Origin of the sequence: Conexibacter woesei Iso977N (assembly GCF_000424625.1) — a bacterium.
GTDB lineage: Bacteria > Actinomycetota > Thermoleophilia > Solirubrobacterales > Solirubrobacteraceae > Baekduia > Baekduia woesei_A.
In genome coordinates this window covers 1,856,932-1,871,678 of the sequence record NZ_AUKG01000002.1, presented here as the reverse complement: position 1 = coordinate 1,871,678, position 14,747 = coordinate 1,856,932, and the positions used below count along the sequence as shown (strand labels likewise).

General features: G+C 71.0%; 13 protein-coding genes. 6 read left to right on the top strand and 7 right to left on the bottom strand.

The window, feature by feature from the left end:
- Together H030_RS0121440 and H030_RS39810 are read right to left on the bottom strand one after the other, a co-directional pair.
- Positions 1-1,404 (bottom strand): aldehyde dehydrogenase family protein (locus H030_RS0121440; RefSeq protein ID WP_035128071.1); only part of this gene is annotated, 1,404 nt, incomplete at its 3' end.
- An 81-nt stretch (positions 1,405-1,485) separates the two neighbouring features.
- Complete coding sequence (locus H030_RS39810; protein WP_027007625.1) at positions 1,486-1,971, bottom strand: hypothetical protein; 486 nt, start codon at positions 1,969-1,971, stop codon at positions 1,486-1,488.
- Between the two features lie 237 nt (positions 1,972-2,208).
- Here H030_RS39810 and bglX point away from each other — a divergent pair, with 237 nt between their 5' ends.
- The 5 genes from bglX (at position 2,209) to H030_RS0121410 (ending at position 8,104) form a co-directional block, all read left to right on the top strand.
- Positions 2,209-4,467, top strand: coding sequence for a beta-glucosidase BglX (bglX, locus tag H030_RS34130; RefSeq protein WP_051223323.1), 2,259 nt, complete (start codon positions 2,209-2,211; stop codon positions 4,465-4,467).
- Positions 4,468-4,592: 125 nt separating this feature from the next.
- Positions 4,593-5,417, top strand: a complete 825-nt coding sequence (locus H030_RS0121425; protein WP_035128069.1) for an SDR family NAD(P)-dependent oxidoreductase — start codon at positions 4,593-4,595, stop codon at positions 5,415-5,417.
- 2 nt (positions 5,418-5,419) lie between these two features.
- A complete protein-coding gene (locus H030_RS0121420; RefSeq protein WP_051223321.1) occupies positions 5,420-6,766 on the top strand; it encodes a cytochrome P450 in 1,347 nt (448 codons plus the stop codon).
- Positions 6,763-7,362 (top strand): TetR/AcrR family transcriptional regulator, encoded by a 600-nt coding sequence (locus tag H030_RS0121415; protein ID WP_027007622.1) that lies wholly within the window; start codon positions 6,763-6,765, stop codon positions 7,360-7,362. The genes H030_RS0121420 and H030_RS0121415 overlap by 4 nt, the downstream gene beginning before the upstream one ends.
- A gap of 61 nt (positions 7,363-7,423) precedes the next feature.
- On the top strand, positions 7,424-8,104 hold the full coding sequence (locus H030_RS0121410; RefSeq protein WP_027007621.1) for a DUF6338 family protein: 681 nt from the start codon (positions 7,424-7,426) through the stop codon (positions 8,102-8,104).
- Positions 8,105-8,405: 301 nt separating this feature from the next.
- Here the strand turns inward: H030_RS0121410 and H030_RS0121405 are convergent, their stop codons facing one another.
- Entirely contained in the window at positions 8,406-8,894 is a 489-nt protein-coding gene (locus H030_RS0121405; protein WP_231398501.1) for a carboxymuconolactone decarboxylase family protein, read from the bottom strand.
- Between the two features lie 77 nt (positions 8,895-8,971).
- On the opposite strand from H030_RS0121405, the gene H030_RS0121400 reads away from it, so the two are divergent.
- Positions 8,972-9,874 (top strand): sigma-70 family RNA polymerase sigma factor, encoded by a 903-nt coding sequence (locus tag H030_RS0121400; RefSeq protein ID WP_231398500.1) that lies wholly within the window; start codon positions 8,972-8,974, stop codon positions 9,872-9,874.
- Here H030_RS0121400 and H030_RS0121395 read toward each other — a convergent pair.
- The 4 genes from H030_RS0121395 to H030_RS0121380 are packed head-to-tail and all read right to left on the bottom strand — an operon-like array spanning position 9,871 to position 14,747.
- A complete protein-coding gene (locus H030_RS0121395) occupies positions 9,871-11,496 on the bottom strand; it encodes an amidohydrolase (RefSeq protein WP_027007618.1) in 1,626 nt (541 codons plus the stop codon). The two genes, H030_RS0121400 and H030_RS0121395, sit on opposite strands and share 4 nt — an antisense overlap.
- A complete protein-coding gene (locus H030_RS34125) occupies positions 11,493-12,308 on the bottom strand; it encodes an ABC transporter ATP-binding protein (RefSeq protein ID WP_035128067.1) in 816 nt (271 codons plus the stop codon). The genes H030_RS0121395 and H030_RS34125 overlap by 4 nt, the downstream gene beginning before the upstream one ends.
- Positions 12,301-13,299, bottom strand: a complete 999-nt coding sequence (locus tag H030_RS0121385) for an ABC transporter ATP-binding protein (RefSeq protein ID WP_027007617.1) — start codon at positions 13,297-13,299, stop codon at positions 12,301-12,303. The genes H030_RS34125 and H030_RS0121385 overlap by 8 nt, the downstream gene beginning before the upstream one ends.
- Positions 13,299-14,747 carry an amidase gene (locus tag H030_RS0121380; RefSeq protein WP_027007616.1) on the bottom strand — a complete coding sequence of 483 codons (1,449 nt, stop codon included), beginning with the start codon at positions 14,745-14,747 and terminating at the stop codon, positions 13,299-13,301. The genes H030_RS0121385 and H030_RS0121380 overlap by 1 nt, the downstream gene beginning before the upstream one ends.

Below are 14,747 nucleotides of genomic sequence, written 5' to 3'. Positions count from 1 at the left end.
GTCGCCGCCGAAGCGGCCCCAGCCGGAGTGCTTGACGCCGCCGAAGGGCATCTGGGGTTCGTCGTGGACGGTGGCGCCGTTGATATGGCAGATGCCGGACTGGATCCGCCGGGCGACCGCCTCCGCGCTCGCCGGGTCGCCGAAGACCGCGGCGGCGAGGCCGTACTCGGTGTCGTTGGCGACGCGGACGGCTTCGTCGGCGCCGTCGACCTCGATGACCGTGACGATCGGGCCGAAGGACTCCTCGGCGTAGATCCGCATCTCCGGCGTGACGCCGGCGACGATCGTGGGGGTGAGGAGCAGGCCGTCGGCCTGGCCGCCGGTCAGCACCTCCGCGCCCTTGGCCTTCGCGTCCTCGAGCAACTCCGCCACACGGTCGGCGGCGGCCTGGTTGACGACCGGGCCGATCATCGTGCCCTGGTCGCGCGGGTCGCCGACGACGAGGCCCTCGGCCTTGGCCACCAACTTGCTCTTGAGGTCGTCGGCGACGGCCTGGTCGACGACGATCCGCTCGGTGCTCATGCAGATCTGGCCGGAGTTCATGAACGCGCCGAAGTTCGCGGCGGCGGCGGCTTCGTCGAGGTCGGCGTCGGGCAGCACGACGAACGGCGCCTTGCCGCCCAACTCCAGCAGCGTGCGCTTCAGCTGGGTCGCGGCCTTCTCGGCGATGATCCGCCCGACCTTGGTCGAGCCGGTGAAGTTGATGCGCTTGACCGCGGGATGCTCGATCAACGCCGCGACGACCTCGGCAGCGTCCTCGGGCTGGTTGGTGATGAGGTTGATCACGCCCGCGGGCACGCCCGCGTCGTTGATCGCCGCAGCGATGGCGGCGTGGGTGCGCGGGCACTCCTCCGACGCCTTCAACACCACCGTGTTGCCAAACGCCAGCGGGGTCGCGACCGCGCGGGTGGCGAGGATGATCGGCGCGTTCCACGGCGCGATCCCCACCACGACACCCGCGGCCTGACGCACCGCCCGCGCGTTCAACCCCGGGACATGCGACTCGATCGCCACCTCCTCATCGACCTGCCCGGCCAACGACGCAGCATGCCGCAGCATCCCCGCGGCCAGACCGCAGTTGAACATGCCCCACCCGAAGGTCGCCCCGCACTCCGCGGTCATCGTCGATGCGATGTCCGGCGCACGCTCATCGAGGAGATCCGCCGCACGGCCCAGGAACCCCGCGCGCTCCTCCGCCGCGAGGGACGACCAGGCAGGGAAGGCGCGGTCGGCGGCCTCCGCCGCTCGCGCCGCATCCGCGACCGAAGCGGCAGCCGCCTCGGTCACCGCCTCACCCGTGAACGGATCGGCCTTGCCGAACGTCCGGCCGCCCTCCGCTCCGACCCACTCCCCGCCGATCAACAGCGGCTGCTGCGTGACGCTCTCGGTGCTCATCTCGGACATGCCTGCATACAACCAGCCGACGTGCATGCAGTCAACGCCATGCACGCCGGCCGTTCAGCGAATGCTACGCCGCCACGTGAGCTACTTCAGCAGCCCGAGCTCCTTCAGCGCCGCGTGCTCGTCGTTGGCCGCCGCGACGATCCGCTTCTCGGTCCTCGTCAGCGTCGCCTTCAGCGAGTCCTTCGTCGCGCCCGCCGTCAGCTTGTCCAGCAGCTTCTGGTACTGCACGAGCCCGAGGTCGTACTCGCGGATCGCCGTCAGCAGCTCCTTCTTGCCGCCCGCGGCCGTCGCGCTCTCGGTCTTGATCGGCGTCACCGCGACCTTCCACTGGTGCAGCCCCCTGCGGAACGCGCCGGTCGCGGCCGACGCGGTGTCGGTGCTCGTGGCGTCCGGCAGCGCCTTGTCGGCCGCCTTCCACCTGACGACGGTCGGCGCGAGCCGCTTCTCGTAGCGGACGACGGTCTTCTTCAACCCGATGTCGCTCGCGGGAGCGGTGGCGGGAAGGACGGCGCCGGCGACTCCGGCGACGGCAAGAACTGCGACGGCACGGGTGCGGACCTGGCTCATCGGGAACGGCTCCTCACTGGTAAGGGTGCTTGGTTGCCGGGGGAGTGTCCCCTTCCAAAAGCCCTCAAACCTGGGTGTACAACAACGCCGGATCCATGTTTCGCGCGAGCCCTCCATGGGGAACCGAGCGCCCGGGTCCAGAACCACCGGCAGGAGGGGCACGAAGTGCGTATACGGGGACGGAAGCTGGCGCTCGCCATCGCGGTGATCGCTGCCACGACGACTGGAGCGGGGGCGGTGATCGCCGGCACCGGGGCGGGGGACGACCAGGAACTCGCGGTCACGCGCGCGCCCGCCGACCGCGGCATCGAGCAGAAGATCGATCGCCTGCTGCGGCAGATGACGGTCGACGAGAAGCTCCAACAGGTCCAGCTGCTCAGCGACGGGCAGATCACCGACCAGGACGCCAAGAACGGGGTCGGTGGCGTCTTCAGCCTCACCGACCCGGCGAAGATCGACCACTACCAGCACGTCGCGGTGCAGCAGTCGCGGCTGCACATCCCGATCCTGTTCGCCTACGACACGATCCACGGCTACCGGACCACCTTCCCGGTCCCGCTCGCCGAGGCCGCGGCGTTCGACCCGGTCGTGGCGACCGACGACTTCACGATCTCCGCGCGCGAGAGCGCGGCGGTCGGCATCAAGCAGATCTACGCGCCGATGGTCGACGTCAGCCACGAGCCACGCTGGGGCCGGATCGTCGAGGGCTCGGGCGAGGACCCGTACCTCGGCTCGGTCATGGCCGCCGCCAAGGTCCGCGCCGCGCAGGGCAACAACTACGCCGCGCCCGACAAGGTCGTGACGTCGGTCAAGCACCTCGCCGGCTACGGCCTCGCCGAGGGCGGGCGTGACTACAACACGACCGACGTGAGCGAGTCCCGCCTGCGCAACCTGATCCTGCCGCCGTTCAAGGCGGCGATCGACGCGGGCAGCGACACGGTCATGTGCTCGTTCAACTCGATCAGCGGCTCGCCCGGGTGCGCCAACCCGCACACCGAGACCGACATCCTCAAGAACGAGTGGCACTTCGACGGCTTCGTCGAGTCCGACTACACGGCGGTCGACGAGCTGCGCGCGTGCCCGCCCAAGAACAGGGACGAGGGCCCGTGCGGCCACGGCATCGCCGCCGACGGACCGTCGGCCGGCGCCGCGGCGCTGAACGCCGGCACCGACTCCGAGATGGTGTCGACCAACATCCGCGACAACGGCAAGCAGCTGCTGTCGACCGGGCAGATCTCGATGAACCGCCTCAACGACGCGGTCCGCCGGATCCTGCGCGTGAAGTTCCGCGCGGGCCTGTTCGACCACCCGTACGTCGACCAGTCCAAGATCGCGTCGCAGACGCTGCAGCCCGCCGACCGCGCCAAGGCGCGCGCCGACGCGGCCAAGACCATGGTCTTGCTCAAGAACGACAACAACACGCTCCCGCTCGATCCCAGGAAGTCCGTCGCGGTGATCGGGCCGCTGGGCGACGACCAGCACGACATGCTCGGCCCGTGGTGGGGCCAGGGCCAGGACGCCGACGCGGTCTCCGTGTACACCGGCATCAAGGCCCAGAACCCCAACACGACGTTCACCGAGGGCTGCAAGATGGTGGACGCCGACCTCTACGACCCGGCCAACGAGTGCCCGGACGACTCCGGCTTCGCGGACGCGGTCGCGGCGGCCAAGAACGCCGACCAGGTCGTGCTCGCGCTCGGTGAGGTGCGCGGCCAGGGTGGGGAGGCCGAGGTCCGGAGCGACCTCGACCTCCCCGGCAGGCAGGAGGACCTGCTCGACGCGATCCAGGCCACCGGCAAGCCGGTCACGGTCGTGCTGTTCAACAGCCGCCCGCTGACGCTCGGCAGGGTGGTGGCCAACTCGGCCGCGCTCGTCGAGGCGTGGTTCCCGGGAATCGAGGCCGGCAACTCGGTCGCCGACGTCCTGTTCGGCGCGGCCAACCCCGGCGGCAAGCTGCCGGTGTCGTTCCCGCGCTCGGTCGGCCAGGTCCCGATCTACTACAACCACGATCCGACCGGCCGCCCGTGCGACACGTCGCAGAAGTACGACTCGCGCTACCGCGATATCGACTCCTGCGACCCGCTGTTCCCGTTCGGCTACGGGTTGTCCTACACCTCGTTCAAGGTGGACAACCTGAGGCTCAACACCCATCAGATGAACGCGCGCAACGGCTCCGTGCAGGTCAGCATGGACGTGACGAACACCGGCTCGCGCACGGGTGACGACGTGGCGCAGCTCTACATCCACGACCCGGTCGCCTCGCTGGAGCAGCCGGTCCGCCGCCTGCGCGGCTTCCAGCGCGTGACGCTGAAGGCCGGCGAGAGGCAGACCGTGACGTTCCGACTCGACGCGTCCGACGTCGGGTTCTACGACAACTCGGGCAAGTTCACGGTCGAGCCCGGTGAGATCGACGTCTTCGGCGGCGACTCGTCGACCGCGGACCAGACCGACCAGTTCCAGGTCACCGGCGGCGGCCGGGGCTGGTCCACGCCCTAGAAAGCTCCCTGAGGAGGGAGATGTTCCCTGACGAGGGCCGCGGCGAAAGCCGCGGCCCTCGTCGTGTGACGGGTCGCACGCGGCGGTTCTGGACATCCTGTCAAGCCCTGGTACGCTCACGTACCATGAGCAGCGTCAACGGCCGCACGGCCGTCATCACCGGGGCCGGGTCGGGCATCGGCCAGGCCACTGCGCGGCGGCTGGCCAGGCATGGCTGCCCGGTCGCGCTGGCCGACTGGAACGAGGACGGGCTGGAGGAGACGGCCGCCTCGATCTCCGGGCCGGTCATGACCAAGAAGCTGGACGTCCGCGACCGCCAGGGCGTGATGGCCTTCGCGGCCTCCGTCAAGGAGTGGGCGCCGCAGCCGCTCGGCCTCGTCTTCAACAACGCCGGCGTGACCGTGCTGCAGGGCGTCGCCGACGCCTCGCCCGAGGACGACCAGTGGGTGCTGGACGTCAACTTCCACGGCGTCGTCAACGGCGTGACGTCGTTCCTGCCGATCCTGCTGGAGCAGAGGTCGGGCGTGATCGTCAACACCTCGTCGGTCTTCGGACTGGTCGGCTTCCCGCATCAGTCGGCGTACTGCGCGTCGAAGTTCGCGGTCCGCGGCTACACCGAGGCGCTGCGCCACGAGCTCAGGGGCACCGGCGTCCGCGCGGCGGTCGTGCATCCCGGCGGCGTCAAGACCAACATCGTGTCCAACGCCCGCTTCCGCGCGGACTTCCGCGGCGACCACCAGGACGTCGAGAGCGCCGCGCGCGAGTTCGCGACGATCGCGCGTACGTCGCCGGAGCGCGCGGCGAAGATCATCCACGAGGGCGTCGAGAAGCAGAGGTCGCGGATCCGCGTGGGTCCCGACGCGGTCGCCCTGGACCTGCTGGTGCGGTTCGCGCCGAGCAGGTACTACGACATCGTCGAGCGCCTGGAAGGGCTCGTCAGGAGAGGATGACCATGGCCACCGTGATCGACGGCGTCCCGCCCGGGCCGCGCTCCCCGATGCCGGTGCAGACGCTCGGCATGATGGCCCGCCAGCGCCCGTACCTGGAGCGGCTGCGCCGCCGCTACGGGAACATGTTCTCCATCAACGTGCTCAGCCTCGGGCCGATGGTCGTGCTCGCCGACCCCGCGCTGATCAAGCACACCTTCCAGGCCGACCCGAAGGTCCTGCACGCCGGCTCGCGCTCGCCGCTGCGCCGCGTGCTCGGCGATCACTCGCTGCTCGGGATCGATGAGGAGTACCACATGGAGCAGCGCAAGCTGCTCCTGCCGCCCTTCAAGGGCTCGCGCATGAGGGCCTACGAGCCGCTGATCGAGGAGATCGCGATCGCCGAGGTGCAGACGTGGCCGGAGGGCGTCGAGTTCCCGACCGCCAGGTCGATGCAGCGGATCACGCTGCGCGCGATCCTGCGCGCGGTCTTCGGCGCCGAGGGCGCACGCCTGACCGAGTTGGAGGCCCTGCTCCCGCCGTGGACCGAGCAGGGCCAGCACCTGTCGCGCTTCCCGCAGATCCAGAGGGACTACGGGCGCTTCAGCCCCTGGGGCAGGTTCCTGCGCCTGCGCGCCCGCGTGGACGCGATCCTCGACACGCTGATCGAGGACGCCAAGCGCGACCCGGAGCTGGACGAGCGAGTTGATGTCCTTGCGTTGATGGTCCAGGCCAGGCGCGAGGACGGCTCGCCGCTGACCAACGCCGAGATCCGCGACCAGCTCGTCACGATGCTCGCCGCGGGCCACGAGACGACCGCGCACACGCTGTCGTGGGCGGTCGAGCGGCTGCGCCGCAACCCGGCCGTGCTGCAGCGACTTGTAGAAGAAGTCGACAGCGCCGACGGCAAGGCCTTCCGCGACGCCACGATCCGCGAGGTGCAACGCATGCGCCCGGTGATCTCGTTTGCCGGCCGCCACACGATCCAGCCGTTCGAGGTCGGCGGCTACCGGATCCCGAAGGGCCGCCTGATCGGCCTCAGCGCCGGGCTCACGCACTACGACCCCAACCTGTTCGAGCGCCCCGACGTGTTCAACCCCGAGCGCTTCCTCGGCGTCAACCCCGGGACCTACGAGTGGATCCCGTTCGGCGGCGGGCGCCGGCGCTGCATCGGCGCGACGTTCGCGCACATGGAGCTCGACGTCGTCCTGCGCGTGATCCTGGAGCGCGTGCGCTTCCTGCCGACCGACGCGCCCGACGAGCGCTGGCAGTTCAAGGGCGTCGCGTGGTCGCCCGCGGGCGGCGGCATGGCGCGGATCGAGAAGCGCGCGGCGCGGCCCGTCGAGGCCGTGGAGGCCAAGGCGGCGGCGTGAGCGCCGAGACGCTTCCGCTCGTCTCGTCGGCCGGCGGCTTCCGCGAGCGGTTGCTGGTGGGGATGGCCGAGGCGATCCGCGAGCACGGGTCGCTGCGGCCGGTCACGGTCGCCGAGGTCGTCAGGAACGCCAAGACTTCGCGGCGGACGTTCTACCAGCACTTCGCCGACCGCGACGCCTGCTTCCTGGCGCTGTTCGACGTCGTCAGCGAGGCGTTGCTGTTGCGGATCGCCGACGCCGCCACCGGCGACGCGCCGTTCGCCGAGCGCTCCGAGGCGGCGCTCGGCGCCTACCTCGAGGCGGTCGCGGCCGAGCCCGTCCTGACCCGCGCCTGCATCCAGGAGACGCCGTCGATCGGCCCGGACGGGCTCGCGCGCGTGCAGCGGATGAACGAGCGCTGGGCGCGCCAGATCATGCTGCTGGTCGAGGAGGCGCGGGAGCACGACGCCACCCTGCGCCCGCTCCCGCTCGAGGTCGCCACGATCATCACCGGCGGCTTCCGCGACCTGGTGATCACGGCCCTCGACCAGGGCCGCGACATCACCGAGCTGCACGACGTCGCGATCGACGTCCTGCGCCGCATCACGATGAACTAGTCAGCGGTCCGGACACGACCGCGTACACCAGTACGGTTCGCCGTCGGATGGTGATACGCGCATGATGAACACATCGGTGGCGATCCTGTCAGCGATCGCGCTCTTGATGCCAGGGTTCATCATCGCGGAGCTCAGCGTCGCCCGTTCGGCGCGTGGCTCGCGCAGCGACCTCGAACTTGCGCTGCGATCGCTGAGCTACACGCTCTTGGTCCACGTGGCCTTCGGCTTCTGGACCGTCCATCTCGTCGCGACGATCGGCAAGCCCGACGAGTGGACCGACCACTGGGGCGCGCTCACCGCGTATGGAGCTGTAGTCCTGCTCGTGGTTCCGGTTGCGCTAGGGACCGGACTGAACCGGTACCTGGCACGGGTCGAGGCGGCGGACGGCCCGCCGAACCTGTTCGCGGCAGCCTTCGGCGCCGGCGAGGCACGCGACGCGTTCGACTTCGCCTACCAACGGTGGCGCAGGGAAGGCGGATGGGTGATCGTCGAGATGATCGGCCACACCGACGAGAAGCCACGCCTGGTCGGTGGGATCTACGGGGAGCGCTCTGCCGTCGGGCAGACACCGTCACCTCACGACGTTTACCTCGAGAGCCTTTGCACCGTGACCGTCAACAAGGACAGGGTGCGATCATTGGCCGACCGCATCGTCCCGGATCAGGGCGTCTACATCGCCGCGGCGCAGATCGCGCGAATCGACCTGTTGTCCTCTGATGCTTCGGCTACCCTTGAGACATGAGCGATTCGGACAACCGGCGACTTCAAGAGGGCGCGCTCAGCGCATTGAAGACTCCGACCGTGCCGCCTGCCCAGCCGAAGCTCGTTCCGTTGACGCCCTCGACGAGGGACAGGGCGTGAAGCATCGACCGGGCACGGGTGAGCAGAAGGGATCGCTGACCCCGGCGAAGACGCCGGCCAGGCCGCCGGCGCCTCAGAGCCTCATACCTCTCCGCCCGGCACAGCCGGCACCCTCGGCTCCGAAGTCAAAGGGCTGAGCTGCACGACGTCGCGATCGACGTCCTGCGCCGCATCACGATGAACTAGGACGACGGCAGCGCGCCCACGATCTGGCGGGTCGCCACGTTGGTCCGGTTCCAGAGGTTGATCACGCCGATGTCGAGGATCAGCGCCGACAGCTGCGCGTCGTCGAACTGCGCGCGGGCGGTGGCCCAGACCTCGTCGCTGACGCCCTCGGGCGCGTCGGCGATCCGCGTCAGCGCCTCGGTCAGGTCCAGCGCGGCGCGCTCGGCGTCGGTGAAGTACGGCGACTCGCGCCAGGCGGCGACCGCCCACACGCGCTCCTCGGACTCGCCGCGCCCGCGCAGCGCCTTGGCGTGCATGTCCACGCAGACGCCGCAGCCGTTGATCTGGCTGGCGCGCAGCAGGACGTACTCGAGGTCGAAGCCGAGGTCGATGCGGCTGATCGCCTTGCTCAGCGCCTGCGCGGCGTCCATCGCCCCGGGCACGAGGAAGACGGGATGGTCCATGCGGGCGGTCAGCGGCGTGGTCGTGGTCTCAGTGGTCGACATGATGGGTTGCTCCTTTGTCACACGTTGGTTGTCGCGTTCGTCAAGGAGGTGACCGACCCGAACGGGAGTGTGTGACAGTGACCAGCACGATGGACCGCAACGACGTCTTCGCGGCGGAGTTCGAGGAGCACCGCAGCCACCTGCGCGCGGTGGCCTACCGGATGCTCGGCTCGCGCGCCGAGGCCGACGACGCGCTGCAGGAGGCGTGGCTGAAGGTCGCCCGCTCCGGCGACGAGCCGAGCGACATCATCAACATGGGCGGCTGGCTGACCACGGTCGTCTCACGCGTCTGCCTGACGATGCTCGACTCCCGCAGGCGCCGCCGGGAGGAGGCGCTGGAAGCCGACCGGCTCGCCGACCCGGTCGTGATCGCGCTCGACGACGACGGGCACGCGGGACCCGAGGACGCGGCGCTGATGACCGACACGATCGGCGTCGCGTTGTTCATCGTGTTGGAGCAGCTCGGCCCGGCCGAGCGGATCGCGTTCGTCCTGCACGACCTGTTCGCCGTGCCGTTCGAGGACGTCGCGACGATCCTCGAGAAGTCGCCGGCCGCGACCCGCCAGCTCGCGTCGCGCGCGCGCCGCCGCGTGCGCTCGGTCGACGCCGAGCAGCGGGCGGTGGCGGATCGGCGGATCGTCGACGCGTTCCTGGCCGCCTCGCGCGCCGGGGACTTCGAGGGTCTGCTCGCGGTCCTCGACCCGGACGTGATGATGCGCGGCGACGGCGGCGCCGGGACGCTGCGCGCGCTGCACGGCGCGGAGGCCGTCGCCTCGCAGGCGCGGATCGGCGCGCGCATGGGCCGCACCGCGGTCCCGGCGCTGATCGACGGCCACGCGGGCTTCGTCGGCTACCAGGACGGCGCGCCGGTCGCGCTCCTGCGCTTCACGAACAACGACGCCGGCCGGGTGCAGCTGATCGAGGCGATCGCCGACCCGGCCCGCGTCGCGCGGGTGCTGGGGCTCCAGGAGGAGGACTAGCCCTCGAGCACCGAACCCCGGAACACGACCTCGCCACCGACCACGGTCAACGCGACCGGGTTGGTGAGCAGGTCGTCGGGGGAGATCTCGACCGGGTCCTCGGCCATCACGGTGATGTCGGCGAGGCGGCCGGTGCGCAGCGCGCCGAGGCGCGTGTCGCCGACGGTCTCGGCGGCGCGGGTCGTGTAGCCCTCCAGCGCCTGCAGCGCGGTCAGGCCCTGGTCGTCGTAGGCCGCGCGGTCGGGGTGGCCGGGCGCCCGGCGCAACTGCGCCGCCGCCATGCCCTCGCGCCAGTCGTAGCGCGCGACCGGCCAGTCGGAGCCGAGCGTCACGTGCGCGCCGGTCTCCCAGATCGAACGGATCGGGAACGCGCGGCCGGGCTCGGTGCGCTCCTTGCCGAGGCGCACCGACCAGTTGTCGCTGCGGTCGGGCTCCAGCCACATCATGTGCTGGGCCTGCATCGAGGCGATGACGTTCTCGGCCGCGAAGCGCGGGAGATCAGAAGGCTGCAGCGTCTCGATGTGCTCGATCCGGTGCCGGATCCCCGGCGCCGCGCCCGCCTTCTTGTAGGCGTTGAGCGCCTCGTGCACCGCGCGGTCGCCCGTCGCGTGCGTGACGATCTGGAAGCCCTCCTTCGCGAAGAACTCCACCGCCCGGAAGTACTTCTCGATCTCCGGCCAGAACGCGCTCAGCCCGTCGCCCTCGGAGTCGGGCTCGAACAGCCAGCCGGTGCCGGTGTCGATGACGCCGTCGATGAACAGCTTCGCGACGCCCATCCGCCAGCGGTCGCCGGCCTCGGTGCGGTGCTTGGCGTACTCGGCCCAGACCTCCTCGGGCGTGTCGGGCTGCGACCAGAACGGCATCACCATGCGCGTCGCGAGGTCGCCGTTGGCCTCCAGCTCGCGCAGGATGCCCGGCGTGTCGAGCGTGCCGTCCATGCCGTGCAGGCCGGTCATGCCGACCGCCGCGAAGCGCTTGAGCTGCTGGACGTTCAAGGCGTACACCTCGGCGTCGGTCAGCTCCGGCATCGCGCTGCGGACCAGCTCCATCGCCTCGCCCTCGCGCAGCTCGCCGGTCGGCCTGCCGCTTGCGTCGACGACGACCTCGGCGTGCTCGGAGAACTCGCGGGGCCCGTCGACGCCCGCCAGCTCCAGCGCGCGCGGCGTGGCCAGCGCGGTGTGGAAGTCGATGAACGTCAGCATCGCCGGGCCGCCGCCCGCGGCGTCGGCCAGCAGCTCACCGCTGATGCCGGTCTCCGCGAACGCGTTGTAGTCCAGGCCGAAGCCCAGGACCCACTGGTCCGGCGCGCACTTCGCGCGCTCCTCGGAGATCAGCCGGCGGACGTCATCGAGCGTGCGCGCGTCCATCAGGTCGGCGCCGCGGGCGCCGCCGATCCCGCCGAAGAACGGGTGCACGTGGGAGTCGATGATCCCCGGGATCACCGCCGCGCCCTTGAGGTCGATGACCTCGGTGGTCGAGTCCGCCTCGGCGCGGACGGCGGCGTCGTCGCCCAGGGCGACGATCGTGTCGCCGGTGACGCCGATCGCGGTGGCCGACGGCTGGTCGGGGTTCAGCGTGCGCACGCGCCCGTTGACGAGCGCGAGGTCGAGCGGGGGAGTCATGAGGGGGTTCCTTCGGTCTGCGCACGCATCGCGCGCGTCGGCTTCCAACCGGGTCTCGGGACAGAGGCTCGGAGGAGCTGGGTGTAGGGCTGCTGCGGGTGGTCGAGGATCGACGCGGTGGACCCGCGCTCGACGACCTTGCCGCGGTGCATGACGATCGCTTCGTCGGTGATCTGGCGCACGACCGCGAGGTCGTGGGAGATCAAGATGTAGGAGATGCCGGTCTGCTCGCGGATGTCGGCGAGCAGGTTGAGGATCTGGGCCTGGATCGAGACGTCCAGCGCGGCGACGGACTCGTCGAGGATCACGACCTGCGGCTCGGCCGCGAGCGCACGCGCGATCGCGATCCGCTGGCGCTGGCCGCCGCTCAGCGCGCCGGGGCGCGCCCGCAGCTGGCGTGCGTCGAGCCCGACGAGATCGCCGAGCTCCGCGATCCGCGCGGCGCGGGCCTCCTTGGCCATGCCCGGCTGGTGCAGGCGCAGGACCTCCTCGATCGCCTGCTCGGCGCAGTGGCGCGGGTCCAGCGACGAGTACGGGTCCTGGAAGACGATCTGGACCTCGCCGCCGCGCGCCTTGCGCTCCTTGGCGCCGCGCGCCGGGGCGCTGCGGTCACGGCCACACGCCGTGATCGTCCCGGCCGTCGGCGTCTCCAGGCCGACGATCATCTTCGCGATCGTCGTCTTGCCCGAGCCCGACTCGCCGACGATCGCCAGCGAGCCGCCACGCGGGACCTGGAAGTCGACGCCGTCGACCGCCGCGACCTCGCCGAACTCCTTGCGCAGGCCGATCGCCTCCAACACGAGCTCAGCCATGCTGGACCACCTCCTTGACGAGCCGCCCACGCAGCTCGGTCGCCCGGATGCAGCGGACCTGCCCGCCGTCCAGCTCCTCGACCGGCGGCCGCGTCGCGCGGCAGCGGTCCTCGGCAAAGGCACAGCGCGGCGCGAACGGGCAGCCGTCCGGCGCCTCGAAGGCGCTGACCGGCCGGCCCGGGATCGCCGTCAGGCGGTGCACCGACGCGTCGATCGTCGGGCGCGCGGTGCCCAGCGACGCCGTGTACGGATGCAGCGGGTCGCTGTGCAGCTTCGCGCTCTCGCGCGTCTCGACGATCGAGCCCGCGTACATCACCGACGTGCGGTCGCAGACGGCGCCCGCCAGCTCGAGGTCGTGCGTGATGAACAACAACGCCATCCCGCGCTCGCGGCGCAGCTCGTCGAGGATCGCCATCACCTCGGCCTGCGTCGTCACGTCCAGGGCCGTCGTCGGCTCGTCGGCCAGGACGAGCCTGGGCTCGGTGAGCAACATGGTGGCGATCATCACGCGCTGCAGCAGGCCGCCCGACAGCTCGTGCGGGTACTGCCTCAGCCGCCGCTCGCCGTCCGGGATCCCGACGTCGTCCAAGGCCGTGATCGCCTTGGCGCGCGCCGCGCTCTTGTCCTCCCTGCGGATCGAGCGCAGCGACTCGGTCATGAAGTCGCCGATCGTCCGGACCGGGTTGATGTGCGCGCGCGGGTCCTGGAAGACCATCGCGACCTCGCCGCGGTAGTCGCGCAGCCCGCCGCCCCTGAGCGCGTTGACGTCCCTGCCGTCGTAGCGGATCGCGCCGTCGGTCTTGGCGCCCGTCGGCAGCAGCCGCGCGACCGCGCGGGCGGTCATCGACTTGCCCGAGCCGGACTCGCCGACCAGCCCGACCGCCTCGCCCTCGCCGATCGAGAGCGAGACGTCGTGCAGGACCGTGCGCAGCTCGCCCTCGACCTGCAGCTGCGTGGCGAGGTGCTCGACCTCCAGGAGCGCGCCCGCCATCAGACCTCGGCCCCCGTGACGGCCGGCGCGACCAGCGGCCACGGCCGGACCTTCTCCAGCGCGGCGCCGACCTTGAACGGCGTGACGTCGTCGTAGGTGCGGCCCGCGATCTGGACGCCGGTCGGGACGCCGTTGTCGGCGAAGCCGGACGGGACGTTGAGGACCGGGCAGCGCGACATGACGTTGAAGACCGGCGTCAGCGAGGCGCGGAACGTGTCGTGCAGCTCGATCCCGCCGACCGTCATCGGCGTGCCGACGTAGGACTCGCCCGCGACGAACCCGCGGGTGCCGAGCGTCGGGCAGATCAGCGCGTCGTAGGTCTCCAGCAGCGCGCCGACCGGGGCGTACAGCTCGGCCTCGATCGTGTGCTTCTCCAGCAGCGAGCCGCCCTCGGCCTGCGGCGCGAGGGTCGCGGCGAACGCCGCCGCGTAGTCGGTGACGAGGTCGGCGTGCGCCTCGGCCTCGGCCTTGATGTAGTCGCCGAAGCCGAGCTGGAAGTGGATCGCGGCCGCCCGCATGACCTTGTCCTGCTCCAGGACCAGGTCGACGACATCAACTACCGCGCCCGCCGTGCGCAGCGCCTCGGCGACCGCGAGCGTGTTCTCGGCGATCTCCGGGTCGACCGGGAACGTCCCGAAGTCGACGGTCACCGCGATCCTCATGCCGGTCAGGTCGCCGTCGAACTCGGTCGGCAGCACGTACTTGGGCCGCAGCGAGACGATGTCGTCGGACGACGGCCCGGCCAGCGCGTTCTCGTAGAGCGCGGTGTCGGCGACCGTCCGGGCCAGCGGCCCGCAGTGGCAGTAGGTGTCGTGGTTGAACGGCGCCGCCTGCGGCACGCGGCCGAACGGCGGCTTGAAGCCGACGACGCCGTTGAACGACGCCGGGACGCGGATCGAGCCGCCGATGTCGGAGCCCGAGGCGATCGTCGTCGTGCCCGAGGCCAGCGCCGCGCCGGCGCCGCCGGACGAGCCGCCGACGCCGAACTCCGGGTTCCACGGGTTGCGCGTCACGCCGTGGATGCGCGAGTGCGTGTAGAACGCGCACGAGAACTCCGGCGCGGTCGTGCGGGCGTGGACGATCGCGCCGGCGTCGAGCATCCGCCGCGCGAAGTTGGAGGAGTGGTCGGCGATCAGGTCCTTGTAGATCAGGGAGCCCTGGGTCCACGGCTGACCCTCGATCGCCTCCTCCTCCTTGACCGCGCAGGGCAGGCCGTCGAGCGCGCCCGGCGCGGGCGCGCCCTTCTCGGCCCACGCGGTGTAGCGCTTCTCGGAGGCCTTGGCCTCCTCACGCGCCTCCTCGTGGCGCTCGTGCACGAGCGCGTTGACGGTCGGCTCGACGACCTCGGCCCGTGCGATCACGGCGTCGAGCAGCTCGACGGGGGAGAGGCTGCGGTCCTTGAAGCGCGCCAGCGCCTCGGTTGCGGAGATGGCGTACAACTCGGTCAT

What these genes read in the sequence shown, in the direction of transcription:
- H030_RS34125 (WP_035128067.1), bottom strand. Translation starts at nt 12,308, where the DNA reads ATGGCTGAGCTCGTGTTGGAGGCGATCGGCCTGCGCAAGGAGTTCGGC.
- H030_RS0121395 (WP_027007618.1), bottom strand. Translation starts at nt 11,496, where the DNA reads ATGACTCCCCCGCTCGACCTCGCGCTCGTCAACGGGCGCGTGCGCACG.
- H030_RS0121410 (WP_027007621.1), top strand. Translation starts at nt 7,424, where the DNA reads ATGATGAACACATCGGTGGCGATCCTGTCAGCGATCGCGCTCTTGATG.
- H030_RS39810 (WP_027007625.1), bottom strand. Translation starts at nt 1,971, where the DNA reads ATGAGCCAGGTCCGCACCCGTGCCGTCGCAGTTCTTGCCGTCGCCGGA.
- H030_RS0121405 (WP_231398501.1), bottom strand. Translation starts at nt 8,894, where the DNA reads ATGTCGACCACTGAGACCACGACCACGCCGCTGACCGCCCGCATGGAC.
- H030_RS0121385 (WP_027007617.1), bottom strand. Translation starts at nt 13,299, where the DNA reads ATGGCGGGCGCGCTCCTGGAGGTCGAGCACCTCGCCACGCAGCTGCAG.
- H030_RS0121420 (WP_051223321.1), top strand. Translation starts at nt 5,420, where the DNA reads ATGGCCACCGTGATCGACGGCGTCCCGCCCGGGCCGCGCTCCCCGATG.
- H030_RS0121425 (WP_035128069.1), top strand. Translation starts at nt 4,593, where the DNA reads ATGAGCAGCGTCAACGGCCGCACGGCCGTCATCACCGGGGCCGGGTCG.
- H030_RS0121380 (WP_027007616.1), bottom strand. Translation starts at nt 14,747, where the DNA reads ATGACCGAGTTGTACGCCATCTCCGCAACCGAGGCGCTGGCGCGCTTC.